Source organism: Mucilaginibacter gotjawali, assembly GCF_002355435.1.
GTDB lineage: Bacteria > Bacteroidota > Bacteroidia > Sphingobacteriales > Sphingobacteriaceae > Mucilaginibacter > Mucilaginibacter gotjawali.
Genome location: NZ_AP017313.1, coordinates 5358486 through 5374249, shown reverse-complemented (window position 1 = coordinate 5374249; position 15764 = coordinate 5358486). Strand labels below are relative to the sequence as shown.

Here is a 15764-nt window from a genome sequence, read left to right as displayed (position 1 = left end):
CATCCGGCATTTATTCCCTAATTTTATCGGATAGCTCAAAACCTACCGATATGAAACAGCAATTCCATTACGGCACTGTAACCGAAGCGATTGAACAGCTTAAAAAGCAGGGATATACTTTAGACCTCAATTTAAAGGAAAACCATTTGTTTGCCGGGGAGCATGGCTACCCAGCCGATGAATTTGAAATCGTCGACCTTTACCGTTATGAAGGCGCATCCGATCCGGCAGATGAGGCTACCGTTTATGCGCTTGCTCATCCTTCAGGCTTAAAGGGGATATTGGTTTCCGGATATGGCATCTCCGCTGATGAAGCTTCAACTGAAACATTGAAGCAATTGCATTATAAATATTTGGAGGGGAAGAAATAGAATCGAATTAAACTTACGAAGTTTTCAAAACTTCGTAAGTCTGTAAATGAAGGTTATTTTATCCCGTAATGGTCGTTCATTAATTTTTCGAACAAACCGTTAGGCAATACTTTCTTAAGCGTTACTGCAATAGTTTGGCCAAAAGCGCCGATAAGGTAACGGGGTGCAGGGCTCGACGAATCAACGATCTCGCAGATCTTTTTACCGATCACATCCGGATTGGCGCCTACGCTTTCATCTTTCTCCATACTGGCAACAGCGGTGGTAAATTCTTTTTCAAGCTGCTCATTTTTAAGCGGGAAGGGTACCTTTTCGCGGCTGCCGGTAAAGTCGGTTTTAAAGTCGCCAGGGTTGATAAGGGTTACTTTAACGCCGGTATTGCGCAGTTCCATCCGCAAACTTTGCGAGTATCCTTCGATAGCATATTTTGAGGCGCTGTACAAGCCCTGGTAAGGCAAGCCAAACAGGCCGGCCAGCGAGCTTACATTGATCACCAGGCCTTGTTTAGCCTCTATCATTTTGGGGATCACCGCGCTGCTCACCCTGATCACCCCAAAAAAGTTAACCTCGAATTGTTTTTTGGCATATTCAACCGGCATGGCATAAGCAGGGCCGGTTACACCGTTGCCGGCATTGTTTACCAGCACGTCAATTTTGCCTTCGGCTTTAATGATTTTATCAACAGCTGCGTTTACAGAAGCATCATCGGTAACATCCAGTTGGATCGGTTTAAAGGATACGGAACTGAGGCGTTTAATATCGCGTGATGAACCATAAACGGTGTGGCCTTTTGCCTGCAATGCATTTGCAACCGCTAAACCTATACCGGACGAAGCGCCGGTCACTAAAATTACTTTGCCCATTTTTTGATTTAATAATGATTTTTTAATGCGATGCAAACCTGATGGTTTACGCTATAAAAATGCAAATTTATATGAAAGCAAAGAAATTGTTTTTTTGAATTTCCTGATAACCAGTAATGCCGACCGAAAGTTGGATGTTGTAATTTGCCGAAAGATTAAACGAAAGGGCGCCTGGTAAACCACTTTAAATAACACTCCTCACAAAAGGAATCTTCCTGAGCAGGCCTGCCAGCAAAAACGACCCTGCAACAGCAGCCGGGGCCACTACCGCTAATTTAATAACCGGGTTAACATCCCAGGATTTTACCAGCAGGGATAAAGAGATCAGCACAAGCGGGTGAAAGATATAGACCGCAAAAGCGTTTGCAGATAAGCCGTTCATAAAAGGGGTGGCGCTGTTCCATTTAAATTTGGCAATGCATAACATAGCGGCCATAATCATTACACCGGCGATCTGTTCCCATAAAGCGTAGGAAAGGGCAACGGGGTTCCAGCCGCCATTGAAATAGTTGCCCGGGAATTTCAGGATCAAAAACAGGATAAATATGACAGGCAAAACCAGGAGCACCATCAGTAAAGCCCCGGTCCTCATCAACTTACCCTGGTTTAAATTCAACTGGTTAAGCCAGTTGTTGTTTGAAGCGATAATACCGAGTACGAAAAGGACAATATATTGAGGAAAATATCCTAATTGAAAACCAAGCGGAGCCAATACCCAGCCTGTGGGCCAGATAAGCCTGGCTAAAAAAGATAAAAAGCCCAGCGCCAACCCCCCAATCAATAGCTGTTTGTTTGAAGGGAAATTGAGTTTTATGTTGAAGTTGAGCGCAGGGATATTTTTATAAGCCAGGTACACCAAATTGAAAATAAGCAGCGCGGCTACAAACCACATTACCCCAAGATCGATCCAGTGATGGTAGCCTGACATATATTCCATAAAAGAGTGATGCTGTCCGTATCCGTAATGTTCAACGATATAATTTAGTATGGGCGATAATACCAAAGAATAAAATGCCAGCGGGATGCCCAGTCTTTTCAGCCGGTCGGCCAAAAATTTGGCAGTGCCCTTTTTTTGGTAAGAGGGAGCGATAAACAAAGCCGACAGGAAAAAGAAAAAGCCCATAAAAAACGACTGGTTAGTGGCTACGAAAACCGTCATCGGGAAAAGCGCCCCCAGCAAGTGTGTCTTTTGCTGAAAATACCAGCTGCCCGGTGCGCCGTAGGTAATAAATGAATGGTGAAGCACCACCAGGACGGTCATTAATACCTTGAGGTGATTGATGTAATTGAATTTCTGTGCTGGTTTTTTTTCAGCGGTAAGCAGGGTAGTATTTTCGGTTTTTATACGTTCCATCGAAGTAATTGTAAGAGTACTTGTTGAGCTTAAATAAATTGACAACCAAACGGTTATGACGTTGCAATATTAGGGCGAAAAAACCGGAAGGGTGTTCCCTGTGGTCAAAGCTATGGGGCTGTTCGTCAAAAAAGAAGGTGAATTAACTAACAGGTCTGCGGGGGAAAAGCAATTAGCGCTTGTTTGCCTTTTTATTTTTTCACGGTTACCTCGGTTGTAGCTGTCCTGCGGGTTGCAGTGTAAACTATGCCGTTAACCATTTCGTATCCGGTTGAAACACTTTGCGCATATCGCTTTAAAATAAGCCCGGTAAAATTATCTATTAACAAAGATCCGTTGATACGGCTATTCATATTACCTCCCAATATGGAAGTTTTGTGGGTGATGGTGGTAGTATGCCCGGTGATGGCGTAAATGGTGTAATTGGTTTCTTTTAACGGCGTAGCGTCCGTCCATGAATAACCTTTTTTGACAGAGGGGTTTAGTGGGAAATCTGCCATAAATTGCAGCATGGCGCCAGGCGATAAATACTCCGGCTGGATCCCGGCAAAGGATAAAAGTGTGTCGTTTACAGCAACAGTATTTCTTACGCTCAATATTTCTCCTTTATTATTTACCATAACGGCAGACCGCGCATTTAATGTTTTCTGCAAACCCACCTGGATGGCAGAATTAGGGTCGGCGGCCTTATCCGAATTATACACCAGGTTTTGGTCCATTGCATTGATGGTATCAATTATTTTATCAGTTGTAATGATAATTGTTGCTCCCTTATCGGATACCTCCGTAACCCTATAAGTTTTTGTGACGATGGAAAATGAACTTACATGCAAGGTTTGGCTTCCGCGCTGCAGCACGCAATTTGATTTGGTTAATACCTGCCGCTGAAATTCGTCGCCTTTTTTAAACCTAACCTGTGCGCAAACAACACCGCTTATAACCGATAGGGTTATAAGCAGGATATGTTTGACTCTGGTTGGCGTAAATTTCATTTTTTATTTCTTTTGATCGTTTTCTGCAGGGCAGATATGTTGGTACCGGTGAAGTTTGAGTTTGTGAATAAGCCAGCCGGAATTAAATCCGGAGCGGTTTGGTTTTAAATCTATGTTTACCCTTGCGTTTGCCTTTAACACTTTTTTCACCGGCAGCTATCGTTAGTCGTATACTGGCATTTCCAGGTATAGCAGGTGTCGGCCAGTACATTGGCGCACTTGCTGGCGGCAGCAACGGAGATTGGAGACTTAGCACCTCCGGCATTAAAGGGAGCGGCAATTTTCCGGGCGTTGTTTGTCCTGAAGATGCGGGCTGTTGCGGCAAAGGTGGCATATCAGGCGGGGGCGGAGCAGGCAGGTCAATAACCTCCGGTGCCGGTTTGTCCTGCATTGTTTGTTGCGGTAATGGTGGTGCATCCGGGGCGCCGGGTAATGGAATATCAGGCCCTTCAACGTCAATACTCAATTTGTACGGTTGGCCGGGTGAAGCAGCAAAAGGCGATGTCGTAACAATAGCGGCGAGGTACGGCATCTTTACAGGAGGAGCCGCCGGCTGGGAGGGTATCGGTATATCACCCGGAATGAGCAAAATTGATTTGGCCGTTGCCGGCTTTCCCGTAGTATTTCCTTTAGTTGAGGAACCCGGAGGCAAGGGAGGGGGTACATTCCAGTCGGATAAGTTGCGTGCCTGCGCTGTTGCGCTATTCAAGGGTGCAGTGAACGCAATTAACACAAAGAACCACATAAGCAGTAATTTTTTACTGCCATTTATTGTTGTTGTTTGTATGTGTAGATACCCTATTGCCATTCAATTATCTTGCCACCGATAGCGGGTAGCATATTAAAAATGTTGAATTTATTTTATCAGAGGCATACCTTGTTAAATCAGTTACACCGATGCCAACAGCTAAAGGACTATTAAAGGGTTTAATGCCCAATGAACACCCCAGATTTATGCCGGACCATTCAGTATTAAAGTTAACATTTTTTATCAATTCGTAGGATATGCTTCCAAATATCGCAGTGCCATGCCTGCCCCTGCCATTCTTTATATCCAGGGCGCTTTTAGTATAAAAGCGCCCGTTACCAATTCCGATGGTATAGGTAAGCTTCGAGCTGCCCGGCGTGGCCGATGGCAGCCATTGCAGGGCATGGCTAAATGCAAAATAAAATGTTGACCCCGGCGAATCTGATTGTCGCTTGTTGGCAAACAACTGTAACCCGCCCGCAGAGATGCTGCTGCCTGTAAAAATTTGGCGGCTTATCTGAATATTTCCCGAAAGATCCGTCACTTCATGCACGTTGGTGATATTCATACTTAATGCAACGTTTACTGCTTTTTGAGGATTACCCGTACAAAAACCTCCAAAGGCTATCAAATCAGCCCTGGTGCGATATGGTTGCGGGTAATCGCCGCCTATACCGCCAAATATATACGTACCAAACCCTCCCCAGCCTGATGGCGAGATCAGGTTTTGTAACACGTTGTTTGGTAAAAGCTCGTCTCTTGTATTTTCAGCCTTAACCGGTGCGAGTAATGAATCCGTTTTTTTTTGGAGGGCATCCTCAAAAGTGGTTTGTGCCAATGCCGCACCCGGAAAAACCAAATACAGGGTTATCATAAAAAAAAATAGTCCCCATATTTTCAATCCGCAATTCATTAGCTTACAGTGCCATAGTTTGAGTTAGAACGCGCGTGATAATGTCACTCTAAATTACGTATTTTTTATAGTAATGCATAATCGGTATAAAAAATACACGATATTCAACCTGTTAAAAAAATGCATTCACAGTCTTTTTTAACCACCCGATCTGACTTAACATGCGCCTGTAAATTTACGCTTCATTACTCCTGTAAAAATACCAACTGCTTTGTATTGTTCGCCGGGGCGCCTGCCCATAAAATTGTACCGTAAAGAATTTAAAGTTAAGGCGTATGAAAAATTTAGAATATTTAATTTATTGTATCCCCGTTATCTTTATTCTATTATCACGCAAGTATTTGCTCAAATACCGTAAGCTAAGAAACACAGGAAAGATCCCCTACATCATCAGTGCGAAACAGCGTAAAAATGTATATTTCTACCTGGCAATATTATCCGTGGTGGCCATTTTAATTATTCAAATTCAATTTTTCTGAAAAACAACCCCTTATACGAACGATAGGGGCAGTACCTCCCGGGATAATACAATTTGCAATTGGCTTGATGATTTTCAACCTAATAACGCACGATAGAGGGGGCTTTTGCCAATAGTGTTGAAATTACTACCTTTAACATGGAACACGCATCCGGCTATGAAATACTTTTTTTTATCTGCTTTCTTTTATCTGCAATTTCGTGCGCCGGTCAAAATAGTGATAGTTTAAAGAAAATTATTTTTGGTAATGCATCCTACCAAAAACGTTTAAATGCCACAACGGCATTCTTAAGCCATCCATTGCGAAAGAATCCGGGGGAAACCCTTGAAATTGCCCGTAAAGGATTAAGCCTTGCCGACCGCTTGGGCGATAAAAAAGCTACAGGTTTAATACTGCTGGCGATTGGGAAAACATTTGAGTTAACAGCGAAATATGATTCTGCCGCCTATTTTTTTGATAGGGCGATCGCAATTCTGAGTACGGTTAAAAACCAGGCTTCGGTAGCAGATGAATATTTGGAGCTGGCAAAGTCATATGCTCAATTGAAGAATTATGATAAAGCGATCCGTTTAAATCAAATAGTTATTGGTATTTCTTCAATAACCGGCGCACACCGGCAGCTGATAAATGCTTTGAGCCAGGCCGGGGCGTTATACGAGGCCAAACATAATTATCGCGAAGCACTCAATTATTTCAAACAGGCCTATGACATCATCGACTCGCTCGATTTTGTTCAAAAAACAAAAGAGAATACCTCTGAAGCATTCAGCAAGAATTTTATGAAAGATGTTTTGGGAAGTTTAAAACAGAAAAGTGAATCGGCACAGGATATTTTAAAAACCATCGAAACTAAAAAATCACTGAACGATACGCTGGCCCTCACCATCAATTATTTTAACCTGGGTGTATTATATAAAAGCAAAAAGTTGTACCCGCAATCAATGGATGCATTGCAAAAATGCTTGCAATACGCCACTAAAATAAGTTATGGAGCCATGCAAAGCAGCGCTGTAAATGAAATAGCTGATTTGTATGAGCAAAAGGGGGATTACAGGCAATCGCTTGTATATTTAAAAAAGCACATGGCGCTGAGTGCTTTAAATAATACCAGCCAATCAAAAACTATCGACGAACTACAAACCAAATACGAGATAACACAAAGAGAAGACCAGGTACTTCAGCAGCAGTTTGAGATAACCAAACGCAACTATTGGATGACCGGTATAGTTGTAATTATCGGGTTAATGCTTTTTATAGGGTTTATTTATTATAAACAAACAAAGCTAAAGCAACGCAATATTGCCATGCAGGCGATCATTGAAACGGAAGAAAGCGAGCGAAAACGAATAGCACAGGACCTGCATGATAGCGTAAGCCAGACCATGACGGCTGCCAAAATAAATTTAACGGTTATAGGCGGGGAGCTGCCTTTTGCAAACGAGGCGCAAAAGAAGCGGTTTGAGAAAGCAATCAAACTGGTTGATGACGGTTTCAGGGAGGTACGAACGATATCACATAATATGATGCCCTGGGCGCTTCATGAAACCGGCCTTGCCTTAGTAGTTAAACAATTTGTTGAGAACATTGAAAACGATGCCATTGCCATCAAGCTTTTCAGCAGGGGCTTTGATGAACCCTTCGATGCAACAACCGAAATTATTTTGTACCGCGTTTTGCAGGAATGCGTAAACAACGTAATGAAGCATGCCGATGCAAGCAGGCTTGATATTTCGTTGATAAGGGATGAACAGAATATAAGTTTAACTATTGAGGATAATGGCAAAGGATTTGAGGTCGCAGGCCCCGGGGCTTATTGGGGTATAGGGTTGAACAACCTGAGGTCGCGGATCAATTTTTTAAAAGGCAAGGTAGAGATCGACTCCCGGGTGGGTAAAGGAACGCTGGTGTCGGTGTACATCCCACTGAATCGTAAATCCTTATAAATTATATTGCAGGATAAATTTGGTGAGTTCCACCGGGTTTTTCAGGTTCAGTTTTTGCATTATATTTTTCCGGTGCGTTTCAATAGTATAGATACTCAGGTGCAGGTGGTTGGCCATCTGCTGGTTGGTAAAATCCTGTTTGATGAACTGCAAAAGTTCAATTTCCCTTTTAGTGAGCTGGAATTGTTTTAAAAATGGATCCGATTCATCAAATATTGAATTGCCAGCAGGTTGTTTGTAAGGGAAGCACGACTGCCCTTGCCCCACCAATCGCAATACCTGCAATAATTGGCTCTTTTCAGCATTTTTTAAGATGTACCCATTGGCGCCACCAGTCTTCGCTTTTTCAATCAGGTGCTCTTCATTATAAGTAGAAAGCATCACTACTTTAATTTTCGGATAACAGGATTTTACCCGCATAAGCACTTCAAAGCCGTTCATGCTGGGCATGTTAATGTCAAGCAGTATCAGGTCGGGTATTTGTGAATTTAGTAAGCTGAGTACTTCCCGGCCATTGGATGCAATGTTCATAATCTCAATATCAGGTTCGGTTTGCAGCAGCATACAAAGTCCGTTGATAAATAAGATATGATCATCTGCAATAATCACAGATAGTTTTTCAGATGTACGTTCCATTATAATAATTAGCAGTAAAACTAAGCATTGTGGTTTCGATAAAAAAATACCAACTGGTTTGTATTGCATGCCCCTGGGGCGCTGCATAAATTGGCTCTGAAAATCGATCCTGCATCACCATGAACAACAACGCTCACCCGGCTCCCGGATAAGGAGGGTAAAGACCCGGCATAAATAATACGTCCGGCAAAAATACGGTACACATCTTAATCAGGAATTTTATGAAAGATATAATCGGCACAGCAATAATAATGGTGCTTTGCATAGTCGCCCTGGTTGTGCGGAATGCTAATGAAGATACTGTTACTCAACACAAGCCCGACACTAAAAAGCAGGATGAGCGCTAAGAAAAAAAGCAGTAAAAATAAATGGAACAGGACGATATCAGGGTGTTTAACCCCTTGATATCGGGGATGATGTCAAACGTTCTTCAGGAACGAACTAACAGGCAGTTTTTCATAGTTCTGCTGTGAAAGCGCCCTCCGGGGCGCTTTTTTGTTTTCCTGCAAGGGCTCGAACCTCAATCCTCAGAGCCAGAATCTGATGTGTTACCATTACACCACAGGAAATTTTGCTATAACAGGAACCGTATTTTAAACAGCCCTTATTTCAGGACCCACCCGGCAACCCTGATCCGGCTGCAAATATAGAAATAATGCTATTTATACCGCTTATAAACTGCGATGGAAATCAGCGATTTTTATTTAAATATTTTTAATATCGATCCCCAAAACCAGCTTTCATCGGCTTTGATCATTGTTTCCAGTGTTTTATCAACGTTTTTTGCCAGTTTATTAATGTCGGTTACTGATTTATGAAATGTTTTGTAGCCGGGGTCTTTTTTATCGCCCTCAACTTTTACCAGCTCGTCCAATATTTTAATTACCGGGTCAAGTTCGCGTTTACGGCGCTCTTTGGCTACCTGCCGGGCGATGTTCCAGGTGTCTTTATCCGCATAAAAATATTCTTTACGCTCGCCGGCCCGCAATTGCTTTTCAACCAGGCCCCAGTTGATCAGGTCGCGCACGGTCATATTCACATTTCCGCGGGATATACTCAGCGCTTCCATTATTTCTTCGGTAGTTAAGGCATCCGGCGTTAGCAGCAGCAACGCATGCACCTGGGCCATGGTACGGTTGATCCCCCATTCCGACCCTAATTTGCCCCAGGCTTCAATGAATTTTTGCTTTGCTTCCGGTAATTCCATATACAAATATACCAATGTTATCGAAGTTTCAAAATATACTGAAACTTAAGTGCTGGTGTTTTTCCTCCGGGTAAAATTGCTGCCTTTTATTTTATTTATTAATTAACATTATTTTTTTGATTGGCTTTCATTTGCCAATAATTAATCAATAAATTTGATCTGCCTCTACAGTTAACCAATTATTCTGTAAACTAAATATTTTATTGATCATGAAAAAGCAAAACGTCTCCAGGCGTCAGTTTATTGGCGCAAGCATGCTTGCTGCCGCTGGCATGGCACTGGCCTCAAAAAGTTCCTTTGCAAATTCAATTTTTGCCAAGGTTAAGCCAAATTCCAAAATAAATGGTGTACAAATTGGCGTTATTACATACTCTTTCAGGAGTATGCCCGGCAGCATAGAACAAATATTACAGTATTGTTTAACTTGTAATATTAACGCAATTGAACTAATGGGAGACGCGGCAGAAGCTTACGCCGGAGCGCCAAAATATGATAACAGTGCAGACTACAAAACACGAATGGCCGCCTGGCGCGAAAGTACATTAATGGACCCTTTTGTTGCCATTCGTAAAATGTATAATGATGCGGGCGTAAGTATTTATGCATGGAAGCCAAACGCTTTGAATGCGAACAACACTGACGGGGAAATAGCATATGCTTTTAATGCGGGCAAGGCACTGGGCTGCAGCCATGTTACCGTTGAATTGCCCGACGACAACCAAACAGCGCGCCTGGGTAACCTGGCCGAAAAATACGATATGATGGTAGGTTACCATGCCCATACCCAGGCCACCCCAACTTTATGGGATAACGCTTTAAGCCAGAGCGACCACAACGGGATAAACCTTGATATTGGCCATTATGTTGCCGGAACCAGCAGCAGCCCCATAGATTTTATTAAGAAAAACCATAAGCGTATACTCAGTATGCACCTGAAAGACAGGAAATTTCATGACGGGCCAAATATGCCCTGGGGGCAGGGTGATACGCCGATAAAAGAAGTATTGGTATTAATGAAAAAAGAAGGTTATAAATTCCCCGCAACTATCGAGCAGGAATACCAAATACCGGCCGGCTCTGATGCGGTTAAAGAAGTGATCAAATGCCGCGAATATGCCAAGGACGCTTTAAGTTGAGCGGTGAGTAGTGAGTGAATAGTGAATGGGTAAGCTGGGAAATAATTCTGTTCACCCCATCTGCAATTCAGCATTAATGAACGCTTTGCTCACCATTCACCATTCACCACTCACTTTTTCACCAAATCCTTATATTTGAGTATATTTTGATTGCATGAGAGAAGTAGCATTAATTATTCACGAGGATGCCACGTTGTCGACTGTTACCGGCGCCATGGATATGTTTATCCATACCAACAGGCTTTTTCAGCAAACGGGTAAATCCCAGCCGTTTAAAATAATTCTGGCAGGTGAAAAAGCAAATAACGACTTGCTGCCGCTTAACCCGCTTTTTGTAACATATTGTTTGGCCGAAGAATTAAAGAAACCCGACCTGATTATCGTTCCAGCGTTTTATGGCGACCGGGATAGTATGCTGGTAAAACACAAGGGGTTGATTAACTGGATAAATACCAAATACCAGGCAGGTTCAGAAGTTGCCAGCCTGTGCTCGGGGATCTATTTTTTGGCCGAGGCGGGATTGTTGCCTGGTCGCTCATGTACTGCGCACTGGAGCGACATGGAAGATATTGTACGCAGGTACCCTGATGTTAATTTTCTATCGGATATGGTGATCACTGACCAGGAAGGGATCTATACCAGCGGAGGCGCATTTTCATCGCTGAACCTCATCCTGTATATGATCGATAAGTTTTGCGGCAGGGAAGTGGGCGTTTGGGCAAGTAAAATGTTTTCGCTGGATATGGACAGGATCAGCCAATCGCATTTCTCGGTATTTAAGGGCCAGCGCAAACATAATGATGACGATATACTGAAAGCGCAAACTTATATTGAAGAAAATCATCATTTGCCGCTTACTATTGACGATATCGCCGACCGCGCCAATATGAGCAAGCGTAATTTTATCAGGCGCTTTAAAAAAGCCACAAAGAATACGCCGTTTGAGTATTTGCAGCGTGTGAAAATTGAAGCGGCCAAAAAGGCGCTCGAAAAAGGGAGCCAGAACATTAACCTTTTAATGTATGATGCCGGGTATAATGATATCAAAACCTTTCGCGAAGTGTTTAAAAAGATAACGGGCCTTACCCCACAGGATTACAGGCGAAAGTATAACCGGGAAGAAATATATTTAAATTAAAAACGCGTAAAAAAAGAAGAGCTCCTGATGGGCAGGAGCTCGTTCTAACCAATTATAAACCTAAATTATGAGAAGAGGACGCAGGAAACGGGATCGAACCATTTTCTTTTTTTGCTGCCGCCTTTCAGCTACCTGCATTAGTGAAGTATAAACTGTTGGGCTTACATCTTATCACCACTGCAAATATACAATATTTTTATATCCTACAAAACTGATAGGAGTTAAATTAACAATATTTTAATGTTAACTGTTAATACGGCGATGTGCTTACCGCCGTCCACCCGCCATCAACAATGATGTTTTGTCCGGTGATATGCCCGGCTTGCGGAGAAACTAAAAATAAAACAGCACTGGCCACATCCTCCACCGTTGCCGGGCGGCCCATCGGTGTAATGCGCGACCATGTATTTTTATACCCGGCATCTTCCATCGTTCTTTCGGTTAGGGTAGCGCCGGGGGCAACAGTGTTTACGGTAATTTGGTATGGTGATAACTCAATAACCAGGCTTTTGGCAAGCATTTCAAGCGCGGCCTTGGTCATGCCATAGGCGGCAAGGTCCTGGTGTGCCTGGTGGCCGGTAACGGATGACATGAACAGGATGCGCCCACCGCTTTCCTGCCTGATCATTTGATTAGCCGCTTTTTGGGCGAGGAAAAAACTGCCTTGCAAATTCAGGCGCATTACGCTTTGCAGCGATTCAACAGGGTAATTTAAAAAATCGCCAAACAGGGTGATTCCGGCATTGGCAATAGCGATATCCAGGCCGCCAAAATGCCGCACGGCTGAGTCTACCATATGCTGGATGAAATCGACATCCGCAGCATCGCCCGCCAGTGCGTAACAGTTTCCGCCTTCATTTGCAATCTTTTCGGCAGCAGTTTTTACCAGTGCCTCATTGATATCATTGAGCAACACCCAGGCGCCTTCAAGCGCCATCTGCCTGGCAATTTCAAAGCCAATGCCCTGGCCCGCGCCGGTTACAATAGCTGTTTTATTGGTGAAATTTTTGGTTGTCATGTTTGAGTCTGATTTATGGTATTTTAACAGCCTGTTCAATTATTGGCGCCTTGCTCAAAAGGCTAAGGGGCGTCGGGTAAAAAAAGCAATTCTTTCATTTAACCTTTCTACGCCCGTCAACGGTGATCGGCTTATCCGGGCTATTTCGTTAAAATCATAACCTTCTCTAATTAATAATATTACCAATGCATTTTCTGCTGCTCCCTTTATTGATTGCTGACGGCTTTTTAAAAATTTCTCAATTATTGCCCGTGATTTTGACGTGGCAACATATGTAATAGCCCAGAGTAAATATTGGATATCATCGTTATTCTGCGTCAGTTTTAGTTTTCCACCCAGGAAGCCCTCTGCATCAATTTCGCTGTTTGTTAACGCTTCGTAAGCCTTGCCTCTAACATGCCAGTTTTTACTATCGGTACATTTGATAATTGGCGAAAGATCTATCGTCGCGGGTTTATACAATTCGCCCAGGGGTGATAAAATTGTTACCAGGATAGTTTTATCTTTTTCTACAGACAGCCTTGAAATCAAAAAGCGCGTTATGTTTTCATCCTTTGTATTTGTCGCAATGCTTCCCAATATAAAATAGAGGTTATTTTTTGATTCCTTGTCTTTCGCCTGTTCAATCATTACAAACAACCCGGCGCCTAATTGGCTATTTGAAAGATTTCTTGCCTCCTCAATTGCGTTAGTCGAGGTCGTATATTTTATTTCAGTTAGTCCGGATCCTTTAATCTTGTGTTCGGAATAAGTACGATCCGACATTCTTGCAAGAAGGTTATTGATATATCCGCTCATTTTTAAATAACAATTATGTCACAATAATAACTCAATAGGATTCAATGCGAATCCCTTAACACCCCGGTGCCCGACCCTCCCTTTAAAAAAACCATATCAGCACCTAAATGTGCCTGTTCAACATGGGTTTGGTAGAGCCACACGTAGCCCCTGCTGGTTAAATTTTCAAATGGCTGTAACTCACCTTTTCTGCGAATGATCTCATCCTCAGTTAATTCAACCTGCAGCAAACCGGCGGCAACATCCAGGTGAATAATATCCCCATTTTGTACAATGGCCAAAGTACCGCCAATAGCCGCCTCGGGCGAAACATGCAGTACTACGGTGCCAAATCCGGTGCCGCTCATCCGTCCGTCAGAAATGCGTACCATATCCGTAACGCCTTTCTCCAGCAATTTTTTAGGGATCGACATATTGCCAACTTCCGGCATGCCGGGATAGCCTTTTGGCCCTACGTTTTTCAACACCAGCACGCTGGTTTCATCTACATCTAAATTGGGATCATCAATTTTGGCCTTATAATCCTCAATATTTTCAAATACCACGGCACGGCCGGTATGATTCATTAAAGCCGGGCTGGCTGCCGATGGTTTTAACACCGCGCCGTTTTCACAAAGATTACCTTTTACCACCACGATGCCGGCGAGCAGGTTAAAAGGCTTATCCATTGTGGCAATCATGTCACGATTAAAGCATTCGCTTCTCAGGTAATTTTCTTCAATGGGCTTTCCGCTGACAGTTATGCTGTCGCGATGCAAAACAGCGTGCAATTCTTTCATTAACGCCGGCAAGCCGCCGGCATAATAAAAGTCTTCCATAAAATATTTGCCGGATGGCTGCAGGTTGGCCAGCAAAGGGATGTTTTTGATATTATTAAAATCATCCATACCCAAATCAACCCCAATGCGGGCGGCAATTGCCAGTAAATGGATCACAAAATTAGTTGAACCACCGATAGCCGCATTTACGGTGATGGCGTTTTCAAAAGCCTGCCGGGTTAATATATCCGAAAGCTTCAGGTCTTCATTCACCATATCAACAATCCGGCTGCCGGATAAATGCGCCAATACTTTTCTGCGTGAATCAGCTGCGGGGATAGCGGCATTCTCGGGCAGGCTTAATCCCAATGATTCCACCATACAGGCCATGGTGGATGCCGTACCCATTACGGCGCAATGGCCGCGGCTTCGCGTCATGCAGGCTTCTGCAACAAAAAGTTCTTCGTCGCTCATTACGCCGCTTCTGTATGCTTCAGAAAAACGCCATACATCGGATGTGCTTATATCCTGCCCCCGGTATTTACCGGTAAGCATTGGCCCGCCCGAAACCACAATGGTAGGCAGGTTGACACTTGCAGCACCCATAATAAGTGCCGGCGTAGTTTTATCGCAGCCGCAAAGCAAAACCACGCCGTCCAACGGGTTGGCGCGGATAGATTCTTCCACATCCATACTCACCAGGTTGCGGTACAGCATAGCAGTTGGTTTGATCAGCGTTTCACCCAGCGACATTACCGGGAACTCCACCGGGAAACCGCCCGCTTCGTAAATGCCATGCTTAACCGACTCAGCCAGTTCCCTGAAATGGGCGTTGCATGGGGTCAGTTCCGACCATGTATTGCAAATGCCGATAACCGGTTTTCCTTGTAATTCATGGGCGGGGATCCCCTGGTTTTTCATCCAGGCCCGGTAAATAAACCCGTCTTTGCCTTTCCGCCCGAACCATTGCCGGCTTCTTAACTCTTTATCCATTTGGTTGATAATTCTAAATCAATATTATTCATTTATTTCGGATGTCGGATGTTCGAATTCGGATTTATTTTAATTCGGACCTTTTACAAATTGATTTTTTTCCCTGCCTGCTTAATATCAGGCGGTAATAAAAACCAGGCTGAACTTAATTATTTAATAAAATGTTTGGCGATTGGAAAATCTCCATATTGAGCACTATAACTAATTGGAAATATGAGTACTATGACAACTCCCCTCTCGAGAGGGGTGCGCTGGCCTGTGGTGTGGCGGGGGTGTGTTAGCAAACATACTCGTCACCAGACCCCTCCACCCCTGCCTACCGGCAGGCAGGCCTCTCAAGAGGGGAATCGCACAGGCCCGGCTTTAAGATCTGCCTTTTTCACTATTTTTTAATCGCTAAACACGTTATTTTGATAC

The 15764-nt window shown here is 43.5% G+C and carries 16 protein-coding genes; 6 read left to right on the top strand and 10 right to left on the bottom strand.

The genetic code is table 11. From position 1 onward, the window contains the following. Positions 1–50: 50 nt before the first annotated feature. Positions 51–371, top strand: coding sequence for a hypothetical protein (locus MgSA37_RS23685; protein WP_096355652.1), 321 nt, complete (start codon positions 51–53; stop codon positions 369–371). 53 nt (positions 372–424) lie between these two features. Here MgSA37_RS23685 and MgSA37_RS23680 read toward each other — a convergent pair whose 3' ends face one another. The 5 genes from MgSA37_RS23680 to MgSA37_RS23660 all read right to left on the bottom strand — a co-directional run bounded on the left by MgSA37_RS23680 (position 425) and on the right by MgSA37_RS23660 (position 5202). Beyond that, a complete protein-coding gene (locus tag MgSA37_RS23680) occupies positions 425–1234 on the bottom strand; it encodes an SDR family oxidoreductase (protein WP_096355650.1) in 810 nt (269 codons plus the stop codon). Positions 1235–1418: 184 nt separating this feature from the next. Further along, the gene (locus MgSA37_RS23675; protein ID WP_096355648.1) at positions 1419–2588 is read right to left on the bottom strand and encodes an acyltransferase family protein; all 1170 of its coding nucleotides are present in this window, start codon (positions 2586–2588) and stop codon (positions 1419–1421) included. Positions 2589–2779: 191 nt separating this feature from the next. Then, the gene (locus tag MgSA37_RS23670) at positions 2780–3580 is read right to left on the bottom strand and encodes a hypothetical protein (RefSeq protein WP_096355646.1); all 801 of its coding nucleotides are present in this window, start codon (positions 3578–3580) and stop codon (positions 2780–2782) included. A gap of 82 nt (positions 3581–3662) precedes the next feature. Next, positions 3663–4289, bottom strand: a complete 627-nt coding sequence (locus MgSA37_RS23665; RefSeq protein WP_157750702.1) for a hypothetical protein — start codon at positions 4287–4289, stop codon at positions 3663–3665. A gap of 103 nt (positions 4290–4392) precedes the next feature. Continuing rightward, entirely contained in the window at positions 4393–5202 is an 810-nt protein-coding gene (locus MgSA37_RS23660) for a hypothetical protein (RefSeq protein WP_096355642.1), read from the bottom strand. Between the two features lie 314 nt (positions 5203–5516). On the opposite strand from MgSA37_RS23660, the gene MgSA37_RS28635 reads away from it, so the two are divergent. Together MgSA37_RS28635 and MgSA37_RS23650 are read left to right on the top strand one after the other, a co-directional pair. Next, a complete protein-coding gene (locus MgSA37_RS28635) occupies positions 5517–5720 on the top strand; it encodes a hypothetical protein (protein ID WP_096355640.1) in 204 nt (67 codons plus the stop codon). Positions 5721–5857: 137 nt separating this feature from the next. Continuing rightward, positions 5858–7663, top strand: coding sequence for a tetratricopeptide repeat-containing sensor histidine kinase (locus tag MgSA37_RS23650; RefSeq protein ID WP_096355638.1), 1806 nt, complete (start codon positions 5858–5860; stop codon positions 7661–7663). Here MgSA37_RS23650 and MgSA37_RS23645 read toward each other — a convergent pair. Beyond that, positions 7658–8299, bottom strand: coding sequence for a response regulator (locus tag MgSA37_RS23645; protein ID WP_172885366.1), 642 nt, complete (start codon positions 8297–8299; stop codon positions 7658–7660). The genes MgSA37_RS23650 and MgSA37_RS23645 overlap by 6 nt on opposite strands. A gap of 221 nt (positions 8300–8520) precedes the next feature. Here MgSA37_RS23645 and MgSA37_RS29470 point away from each other — a divergent pair, with 221 nt between their 5' ends. Next, positions 8521–8646 carry a hypothetical protein gene (locus MgSA37_RS29470; RefSeq protein WP_260146870.1) on the top strand — a complete coding sequence of 42 codons (126 nt, stop codon included), beginning with the start codon at positions 8521–8523 and terminating at the stop codon, positions 8644–8646. A 353-nt stretch (positions 8647–8999) separates the two neighbouring features. Here the strand turns inward: MgSA37_RS29470 and MgSA37_RS23635 are convergent, their stop codons facing one another. Then, entirely contained in the window at positions 9000–9506 is a 507-nt protein-coding gene (locus tag MgSA37_RS23635; RefSeq protein ID WP_096355634.1) for a GbsR/MarR family transcriptional regulator, read from the bottom strand. Positions 9507–9715: 209 nt separating this feature from the next. Here MgSA37_RS23635 and MgSA37_RS23630 point away from each other — a divergent pair, with 209 nt between their 5' ends. After that, positions 9716–10642, top strand: coding sequence for a sugar phosphate isomerase/epimerase family protein (locus tag MgSA37_RS23630; RefSeq protein ID WP_096355632.1), 927 nt, complete (start codon positions 9716–9718; stop codon positions 10640–10642). Between the two features lie 154 nt (positions 10643–10796). Continuing rightward, positions 10797–11780: a GlxA family transcriptional regulator gene (locus tag MgSA37_RS23625; protein ID WP_096355630.1), complete on the top strand. Its 984-nt coding sequence runs from the start codon at positions 10797–10799 to the stop codon at positions 11778–11780. Positions 11781–12030: 250 nt separating this feature from the next. Here the strand turns inward: MgSA37_RS23625 and MgSA37_RS23620 are convergent, their stop codons facing one another. From MgSA37_RS23620 to MgSA37_RS23610, 3 genes are read right to left on the bottom strand one after another with little or no spacing between them, the layout of a single operon-like run. Continuing rightward, positions 12031–12798 (bottom strand): SDR family NAD(P)-dependent oxidoreductase, encoded by a 768-nt coding sequence (locus MgSA37_RS23620; RefSeq protein ID WP_096357711.1) that lies wholly within the window; start codon positions 12796–12798, stop codon positions 12031–12033. A 54-nt stretch (positions 12799–12852) separates the two neighbouring features. Beyond that, the gene (locus MgSA37_RS23615; protein ID WP_096355628.1) at positions 12853–13596 is read right to left on the bottom strand and encodes a hypothetical protein; all 744 of its coding nucleotides are present in this window, start codon (positions 13594–13596) and stop codon (positions 12853–12855) included. Positions 13597–13637: 41 nt separating this feature from the next. Beyond that, positions 13638–15347, bottom strand: a complete 1710-nt coding sequence (locus tag MgSA37_RS23610; RefSeq protein WP_096355626.1) for an IlvD/Edd family dehydratase — start codon at positions 15345–15347, stop codon at positions 13638–13640. Positions 15348–15764 lie beyond the last annotated feature (417 nt).

Excerpts from the sequence above, each read along its gene's own strand:
- MgSA37_RS23685 (WP_096355652.1), top strand. The coding sequence starts at position 51 with ATGAAACAGCAATTCCATTACGGCACTGTAACCGAAGCGATTGAACAG.
- MgSA37_RS23680 (WP_096355650.1), bottom strand. The coding sequence starts at position 1,234 with ATGGGCAAAGTAATTTTAGTGACCGGCGCTTCGTCCGGTATAGGTTTA.
- MgSA37_RS23675 (WP_096355648.1), bottom strand. The coding sequence starts at position 2,588 with ATGGAACGTATAAAAACCGAAAATACTACCCTGCTTACCGCTGAAAAA.
- MgSA37_RS23670 (WP_096355646.1), bottom strand. The coding sequence starts at position 3,580 with ATGAAATTTACGCCAACCAGAGTCAAACATATCCTGCTTATAACCCTA.
- MgSA37_RS23660 (WP_096355642.1), bottom strand. The coding sequence starts at position 5,202 with ATGATAACCCTGTATTTGGTTTTTCCGGGTGCGGCATTGGCACAAACC.
- MgSA37_RS28635 (WP_096355640.1), top strand. The coding sequence starts at position 5,517 with ATGAAAAATTTAGAATATTTAATTTATTGTATCCCCGTTATCTTTATT.
- MgSA37_RS23650 (WP_096355638.1), top strand. The coding sequence starts at position 5,858 with ATGGAACACGCATCCGGCTATGAAATACTTTTTTTTATCTGCTTTCTT.
- MgSA37_RS23645 (WP_172885366.1), bottom strand. The coding sequence starts at position 8,299 with ATGGAACGTACATCTGAAAAACTATCTGTGATTATTGCAGATGATCAT.
- MgSA37_RS29470 (WP_260146870.1), top strand. The coding sequence starts at position 8,521 with ATGAAAGATATAATCGGCACAGCAATAATAATGGTGCTTTGCATAGTC.
- MgSA37_RS23635 (WP_096355634.1), bottom strand. The coding sequence starts at position 9,506 with ATGGAATTACCGGAAGCAAAGCAAAAATTCATTGAAGCCTGGGGCAAA.
- MgSA37_RS23630 (WP_096355632.1), top strand. The coding sequence starts at position 9,716 with ATGAAAAAGCAAAACGTCTCCAGGCGTCAGTTTATTGGCGCAAGCATG.
- MgSA37_RS23625 (WP_096355630.1), top strand. The coding sequence starts at position 10,797 with ATGAGAGAAGTAGCATTAATTATTCACGAGGATGCCACGTTGTCGACT.
- MgSA37_RS23620 (WP_096357711.1), bottom strand. The coding sequence starts at position 12,798 with ATGACAACCAAAAATTTCACCAATAAAACAGCTATTGTAACCGGCGCG.
- MgSA37_RS23615 (WP_096355628.1), bottom strand. The coding sequence starts at position 13,596 with ATGAGCGGATATATCAATAACCTTCTTGCAAGAATGTCGGATCGTACT.
- MgSA37_RS23610 (WP_096355626.1), bottom strand. The coding sequence starts at position 15,347 with ATGGATAAAGAGTTAAGAAGCCGGCAATGGTTCGGGCGGAAAGGCAAA.